Origin of the sequence: Exiguobacterium sp. s95 (assembly GCF_018618655.1) — a bacterium.
Taxonomy (GTDB): domain Bacteria; phylum Bacillota; class Bacilli; order Exiguobacteriales; family Exiguobacteriaceae; genus Exiguobacterium_A; species Exiguobacterium_A oxidotolerans.
On record NZ_JACSMM010000015.1, the window covers coordinates 20,733 to 27,040 of the forward strand.

The window sequence follows — 6,308 nt, forward strand, 5'->3', positions numbered from 1 at the left end:
AAAAAATCTATTCCTTTGCTTAAAAGAGACCGATAATAAGAAGGAAATGTCTTTTGAGAGGAGTTTTCATGAGAATTACGACTGGCTACCTTTTATTAATTGGACTTACTATCGGTTTACTTTTGACGTTGTTTTCCGTTCGCGACCAACTCGAGACGTCCCGCAAACTTTTCCATTGGGCAGATGTACAGACGACCCGTCAACCATTGACGTCGTACAAACCGATCACTGTCACATACGGCAAAGAGAAGGTAAAGTTGTACGATGGACTTCGCCGTGATGATTTAACAGCAAATGCGTTACCTAAAAAGGTCGAACAAACCTTCATCGCTATCGAAGATCAACGTTTCTATCAGCATGGTGGTTATGATATTACAGGAATTCTTCGCGCATTCACTGAAAATCAATCGACTGACCAAAAAGGGCAAGGTGGCAGTACGATTACACAACAATTGGCTCGAATGACGTATCTTTCAAATGAAAAAACATATACTAGAAAAATAAAAGAACTTTTAATCGCCATTTCATTGGAGCAAAAATACTCCAAAAAAGAACTCTTAACGGCATATGTCAATCAAGCCTATTTCGCAAATAATATTTATGGAATCGAACTGGCATCATCGGCGTACCTCGGAAAAAAGGCGAACGATTTGACGTGGGCAGAAGTGAGTTATCTAGCGGCGATTCCAAACAACCCCACACTATACGATCCGTTACGTTCACCTCAAAATACAGAAAAACGTCAACAGCGGATTTTAAAAATTTTAGCAAATACAGACACGATACCAAAATCGATTAAAACAAAAGAAATTGCATTGTCCTTCAATAAGCCGGTCATCCCATTCCCTGACTATATTGATGCAAGTGTCAAGGAAGCAATCCGTCAAACGGCCGCCATCAAAAAATTAGATTATGAGGCCGCACAACAATATCTGCATCAACATGGCGCGACGATTGCGACTTATTTGGATTCAACGGAGCAAACACGGGCCAAACAATCCATCGTGGCACTACCTAAGGAAATCGAAGGTGCTTATGTTGGAATTGATGGACGAACGCATGGTGTGACAGCACTTGTCGGCCATAAAACTGACTTACCTGGTCAATTCAATCGGGCAACACAATCCTTTCGTCAACCGGGATCCACATTAAAGCCCTTACTCGTCTATGGACCATACCTCGAGAAAACAAAAGCCACGTTAAGTAGTCCTCTTGACGGTCGTCCTGTTTGCTTTGACGGCTATTGTCCTGAAAATAGCGGGAACCGGATTCTTGGTGAAGTCACACTTGCCGATGCCATTGCCTATTCCTATAACACGCCAGCCCTTCGTGCGTTTTCTGTCTCCTTCGCTGAAGGATTAAAAGCGATTCGTCCGTTTAAATTCAGCCAATGGTCGAAGCAAGACAATGCCTACACGAGTGCGTTAGGTGGATTAAAATATGGTGTTAGTCCTTACGAGTTAACGAATGCCTATACAACGTTTGTTAATGACGGCTTGTATAGTCCAGCATCCATGGTTCGAACCATCACCTTATCGAAAGGCGAAGGGACGCTGTATCGGCATACTGTTCAAAATAATCGCATTTGGTCGAGTCGGACAAACCAGGTGTTACGTAAAGGATTGACGAATGTCATGACATACGGAACAGGGCGTCTTGGTTATGATGCACGCCCCACTTATATCGGTGGAAAAACAGGGACGACGAATGATAATAAAGATATGTGGTTCGTCGGAATCAAAGATCAACACATAGGAGGGATTTGGTTAGGCGCAGACATCCCACGACCTTTCCCTGCCGAGGCCAACTCAACGCTTCAAGTAAGGACGTGGGCTAACATTCTACGCTGACGATCATTTCGGGAATAAAATCGCTTCGCCTAACGAATTGAACAAAGTCAATCCGACCCAGGCTAAGCCAGCCAGTAAGATGCCCCATGCAAGAAACAAAAAGACAATCAAGCCAATCGCTCCGGCCGCAGTCGTCATCTTGCTGATTTGAAAGGTATAAAAGAAAAAATAAATTAGGAATGAACTTGCTAATACGAGGCAGACGAGTGGGAACGATGTCATGAAAGCAAAGCTGATGCATCCACCTACGAGCAATAAAATGCTACCAGGTCGAAGCATACTGAGTGTCGTCCCAATCTGTTCCTTGATGAAGAAGGCAAACCCTAACTGATTGATTGTGTCTGAAATCAGTTTGAGCGTACTAAAAATCATAAAATAGACAATCAAAAAACCAAGCCAAACTAATAATTTAGTGTCACGTGCGCTCAAAATTTGTAACAATTCATTGTATACACCGACATCCTTTAGCCATGAGAGTGCTAACTCCGATGTCGCAATCGCAAGCGACGTACTGAACAACAGGATGCTAATCAACGGCGCATAACTTAACAGATAGACATTCGTCCGCATTTCCAATCTCCATTCATAGAAAATTCATATGTAGCACACAATTTCTCTTACAGGTATACTATAATAGATTATATCGGTTATTGAGACTGAAGGGGGAAGCAAAAATGGCATTTATTTTAATGATTGGTGTAAGTCTCGCTTTCTTGACAGCGATTTTCACTGCAGGCTACAACAAAAAACCTGAAGGTAACGAATAATAAAAAGGCGCTGATGCATCGAATAGGATGCGTCAGCGCTTTTTTGTGTTTAAAGTAGTCCAGCGTACCCTTGCTGCCGTAATGCTTCATACACGATAATTGCAGCCGTATTTGAGACATTTAGCGAACGAACTAAATTTGACTGCGGTAATCGAATACAACGATCTGTATTTTGGTCGATCACTTCAAGCGGTAAGCCTTTTGTTTCTCGACCGAATACAAAGAAGTAGTCTTCCTCGACATTCGATAAATCAATTTGACTTGGATACTGTTCCCCATACTTCGTGATGTAATAAAACTTCCCTTCCGGGTGCTTCTCCCATAATTCTTCGAGTGAATCATGATATCTTACATCAACAAACTCCCAATAATCGAGTCCGGCTCGTTTCAACTGCTTATCATCCGTTGAAAAACCTAATGGACGGATTAAATGAAGAACGGAATGTGTCGCAGCACACGTTCTTGAGATATTTCCTGTATTTTGAGGAATCTCTGGTTGATACATTACAACATGAATTGCCATTATCTTCTCTCTCCTATCTCATGCGCAAGTAGCGCTTGTTTATGATCGATTCCACTCGCAAACCCCGTCAACTTTCCGGATGCCCCGATGATTCGATGACAAGGATAAATCAGCGCGATCGGGTTTCGATTTAATGCCCCACCGACGGCTCGCGCTGCTTTTTCGGAACCCATCATTTTAGCTAATGTTCCATAACTCGCTGTTTCTCCGAATGGAATCCTTCGAAGATTCGTAAGAACACGCCGCTGAAAATCCGTCACGTCGAGGCGGCAACTAATGCGTTCTAGCGCATTTGGTAGACGATTTTCATAATCATCGAGAGCTTGTTTTAGATGCAGTGGAAGTGGCGCTTCGTACCGCTGTCCTTCTCGAACATATCGTTTAGCGCGCTCAGTATCAAGACCAAAATCTAAATAAACAACGACGTCGTCCTCCCAGGCAATCAGTAACTCTCCGAACGTGAACTTCACTTGTTTATACGGCATCGGGTTCCCTCCACTCCGACAAAAGACGCTCACCTTCCGTTTGGACATCCTGTGCGGAATCATTCATTAGTCGTTCTTCTACGTAACTTTTTTCATCGCCCCCCGCAATACGGCCAATCGCCCAGAGCGCGAGAGCCCGCATATCATCACGTGGATCTGTTTCTGCCATCAAGCGCAGAGCATCAAGCGCTGTCTTGTCTTGATAATGGACGAGTGCACAAATCGCATTTCGTTGAATCGGCTTCTTTCCACGCCATGCTCCTGAAAGCGAACCGAATTTCGCTTTGAATTCACGATTGCTGAGCGACAAGATTGGAATTAAGAGTGGTTTGACTTGTTCCGGGTCCGGCTGCAATTCAGCATGTTGCGTCGCATGTTTTTTTCGATTGTAAGGACAAACTTGCTGACATGTATCACAGCCGTATAAGCGATTACCTAATGCGTAACGGAAATCTTCCGGAATCAGCGTCTTCGTTTGGGTAATAAAGGAGATACAACGTTTCGCATCAATTACCCCCGGCTCGACTAATGCATCCGTCGGACAGGCATCGATGCACTTATTACACGTTCCGCAGAGTTCTTCAACCGCTTGATCAGGAGGTAAGTAAAGATCTGTAATCAATTCACCGAGATAAAGATAAGATCCATGTTCTTCGCTAATGATCGAACAATTCTTTCCGCTAAAACCAATTCCTGCCCGTTCTGCGACGGCGCGATCGACGAGTTCACCAGTATCCACCATCGAACGTGTCTTTGCTCCAGGCGATAACTCTTCGATTTTTTTCTCTAGTAGCTGGAGTCGTTGATTCAGCGCCTGATGATAATCAAGCCCCCAAGAAGAGCGACCAAAAATCCCACGCCGTTCCCCGGCTTTCCCACGTGGTGCATCCGTTAACTTACTCGGGTAAGCAACTGCAATCGCGATGATTGATACCGCGTCATCTAGCAACAGTTTCGGAGTTGTCCGTTTTTCGAGATCAGGTTCTTCAAAACCAGATGCATAATTTTTATCCTGCTGATCAATCAATCGTTGTTTCATCGTTAAAAATGGATCGGCCGTCGTCACCCGAAACACATCGATCCCAATCTCTAAAGCATATGCTTGAAGTGTTTCTTTAAGTTGTTCTCCGCGCATGACAGATCCCTCCTTTCATCGTTCTATCCTAAACAAAAAGAGCAATGTGTCAGATGAAAACGACACGTTGCTCTTTTAAATAAGCGGGTGAAGGGAATCGAACCCTCATCATCAGCTTGGAAGGCTGAGGTTTTACCACTAAACTACACCCGCATGGGTTAAAACTAAGATTGTGAAAAGGTAAAGCGGGTGAAGGGAATCGAACCCTCATCATCAGCTTGGAAGGCTGAGGTTTTACCACTAAACTACACCCGCAAGATACCGGTGGTCGGAATCGAACCGACACTCCAAAGGAACACGATTTTGAGTCGTGCGCGTCTACCAGTTCCGCCACACCGGCACAATCTCTTGCAAAACTATTGAATTGAAAAGAATTGGAGGCGCCAGTCAGAATCGAACTGACGATAGAGGAGTTGCAGTCCTCTGCCTTACCACTTGGCTATGGCGCCACTCGTTGGAGCGGAAGACGGGATTCGAACCCGCGACCCCGACCTTGGCAAGGTCGTATTCTACCACTGAACTACTTCCGCTTAAAAAGCTGGGCTGGAAGGGATCGAACCTTCGCGTGCTGGAATCAAAATCCAGTGCCTTACCACTTGGCTACAGCCCAATAATAAGAGGGCGACTGATGGGAATTGAACCCACGAATGCCGGAATCACAATCCGGTGCGTTAACCACTTCGCCACAATCGCCATAATAAACAGGGGCAGCAGGAATCGAACCCGCGCTGACGGTTTTGGAGACCGTAGTTCTACCGCTAAACTATGCCCCTATGGTGGTGGGGGGGGGCGGATTCGAACCGCCGAACCCGAGGGAGCGGATTTACAGTCCGCCGCGTTTAGCCACTTCGCTACCCCCCCACAAATGGGAAATCAACTTCATTCTTCTATAAAAGGTGGCTTTGGACGGAATCGAACCGCCGACACGAGGATTTTCAGTCCTCTGCTCTACCGACTGAGCTACAAAGCCTTAACAATGGCGGTCCTGACGGGATTCGAACCCGCGATCTCCTGCGTGACAGGCAGGCATGTTAACCGCTACACCACAGGACCGTATGTATTGCGGGGGCCGGATTTGAACCGACGACCTTTGGGTTATGAGCCCAACGAGCTACCAGACTGCTCCACCCCGCGATGATAAAAATGGTGACCCGTACGGGAATCGAACCCGTGTTACCGCCGTGAAAGGGCGGTGTCTTAACCGCTTGACCAACGGGCCATCGTAGTAAAATTGAAACGTTACATATAATTATGGCGGAGAGCAAGGGATTCGAACCCTTGAGACGCTTATGACGCCTACACGATTTCCAATCGTGCTCCTTCGGCCACTCGGACAGCTCTCCAGTGAACGTGGTGAAGAAGTTATTAATGGCTCCGCAAGTAGGATTTGAACCTACGACCTACCGGTTAACAGCCGGTTGCTCTACCACTGAGCTATTGCGGAACGATCGCCTGGCAGCGTCCTATCCTCACAGGGGGAAGCCCCCAACTACTTTCGGCGTTCAAGTGCTTAACTTCCGTGTTCGGCATGGGAACGGGTGTGACCAC

The 6,308-nt window shown here is 45.9% G+C and carries 5 protein-coding genes, 15 tRNA genes and 1 rRNA gene; 1 reads left to right on the forward strand and 20 read right to left on the reverse strand.

What is annotated here, in order from left to right; all coding sequences use genetic code 11:
* Positions 1-68: 68 nt before the first annotated feature.
* Positions 69-1,850 carry a transglycosylase domain-containing protein gene (locus KNP99_RS14870; RefSeq protein WP_088836439.1) on the forward strand — a complete coding sequence of 594 codons (1,782 nt, stop codon included), beginning with the start codon at positions 69-71 and terminating at the stop codon, positions 1,848-1,850.
* A 3-nt stretch (positions 1,851-1,853) separates the two neighbouring features.
* Here KNP99_RS14870 and KNP99_RS14875 read toward each other — a convergent pair whose 3' ends face one another.
* The 20 genes from KNP99_RS14875 to rrf all read right to left on the reverse strand — a co-directional run.
* On the reverse strand, positions 1,854-2,420 hold the full coding sequence (locus tag KNP99_RS14875) for a DUF5366 family protein (RefSeq protein WP_029332790.1): 567 nt from the start codon (positions 2,418-2,420) through the stop codon (positions 1,854-1,856).
* Between the two features lie 246 nt (positions 2,421-2,666).
* Positions 2,667-3,140: a tRNA (uridine(34)/cytosine(34)/5-carboxymethylaminomethyluridine(34)-2'-O)-methyltransferase TrmL gene (trmL, locus tag KNP99_RS14880; RefSeq protein WP_214769835.1), complete on the reverse strand. Its 474-nt coding sequence runs from the start codon at positions 3,138-3,140 to the stop codon at positions 2,667-2,669.
* On the reverse strand, positions 3,140-3,625 hold the full coding sequence (locus KNP99_RS15455; protein WP_088836437.1) for a methylated-DNA--[protein]-cysteine S-methyltransferase: 486 nt from the start codon (positions 3,623-3,625) through the stop codon (positions 3,140-3,142). The genes trmL and KNP99_RS15455 overlap by 1 nt, the downstream gene beginning before the upstream one ends.
* Positions 3,615-4,760 carry a tRNA epoxyqueuosine(34) reductase QueG gene (queG, locus tag KNP99_RS14890; protein ID WP_214767949.1) on the reverse strand — a complete coding sequence of 382 codons (1,146 nt, stop codon included), beginning with the start codon at positions 4,758-4,760 and terminating at the stop codon, positions 3,615-3,617. Before queG ends, KNP99_RS15455 begins: the two co-directional genes overlap by 11 nt.
* A gap of 82 nt (positions 4,761-4,842) precedes the next feature.
* Positions 4,843-4,913 (reverse strand) — tRNA-Gly (locus KNP99_RS14895).
* Positions 4,914-4,944: 31 nt separating this feature from the next.
* Positions 4,945-5,015, reverse strand: a tRNA-Gly gene (locus KNP99_RS14900).
* 4 nt (positions 5,016-5,019) lie between these two features.
* A tRNA-Leu gene (locus KNP99_RS14905) sits at positions 5,020-5,100 on the reverse strand.
* Positions 5,101-5,135: 35 nt separating this feature from the next.
* Positions 5,136-5,209 (reverse strand) — tRNA-Cys (locus tag KNP99_RS14910).
* Positions 5,210-5,215: 6 nt separating this feature from the next.
* Positions 5,216-5,290: transfer RNA gene (locus tag KNP99_RS14915), tRNA-Gly, on the reverse strand.
* An 8-nt stretch (positions 5,291-5,298) separates the two neighbouring features.
* Positions 5,299-5,370, reverse strand: a tRNA-Gln gene (locus KNP99_RS14920).
* 10 nt (positions 5,371-5,380) lie between these two features.
* Positions 5,381-5,453: transfer RNA gene (locus KNP99_RS14925), tRNA-His, on the reverse strand.
* 9 nt (positions 5,454-5,462) lie between these two features.
* Positions 5,463-5,533, reverse strand: a tRNA-Trp gene (locus tag KNP99_RS14930).
* Between the two features lie 4 nt (positions 5,534-5,537).
* Positions 5,538-5,621 (reverse strand) — tRNA-Tyr (locus KNP99_RS14935).
* A 36-nt stretch (positions 5,622-5,657) separates the two neighbouring features.
* A tRNA-Phe gene (locus KNP99_RS14940) sits at positions 5,658-5,730 on the reverse strand.
* A gap of 7 nt (positions 5,731-5,737) precedes the next feature.
* Positions 5,738-5,813: transfer RNA gene (locus KNP99_RS14945), tRNA-Asp, on the reverse strand.
* A gap of 7 nt (positions 5,814-5,820) precedes the next feature.
* Positions 5,821-5,894, reverse strand: a tRNA-Met gene (locus KNP99_RS14950).
* A 10-nt stretch (positions 5,895-5,904) separates the two neighbouring features.
* Positions 5,905-5,979, reverse strand: a tRNA-Glu gene (locus tag KNP99_RS14955).
* A gap of 33 nt (positions 5,980-6,012) precedes the next feature.
* Positions 6,013-6,103 (reverse strand) — tRNA-Ser (locus KNP99_RS14960).
* A gap of 26 nt (positions 6,104-6,129) precedes the next feature.
* Positions 6,130-6,204: transfer RNA gene (locus KNP99_RS14965), tRNA-Asn, on the reverse strand.
* Positions 6,205-6,210: 6 nt separating this feature from the next.
* Positions 6,211-6,308, reverse strand: a 5S ribosomal RNA gene (gene rrf, locus KNP99_RS14970); the annotation flags it as partial.

Coding starts and splice junctions, on each gene's coding strand:
- KNP99_RS14870 (WP_088836439.1), top strand. CDS start 69: ATGAGAATTACGACTGGCTACCTTTTATTAATTGGACTTACTATCGGT.
- KNP99_RS14875 (WP_029332790.1), bottom strand. CDS start 2,420: ATGCGGACGAATGTCTATCTGTTAAGTTATGCGCCGTTGATTAGCATC.
- trmL (WP_214769835.1), bottom strand. CDS start 3,140: ATGGCAATTCATGTTGTAATGTATCAACCAGAGATTCCTCAAAATACA.
- KNP99_RS15455 (WP_088836437.1), bottom strand. CDS start 3,625: ATGCCGTATAAACAAGTGAAGTTCACGTTCGGAGAGTTACTGATTGCC.
- queG (WP_214767949.1), bottom strand. CDS start 4,760: ATGCGCGGAGAACAACTTAAAGAAACACTTCAAGCATATGCTTTAGAG.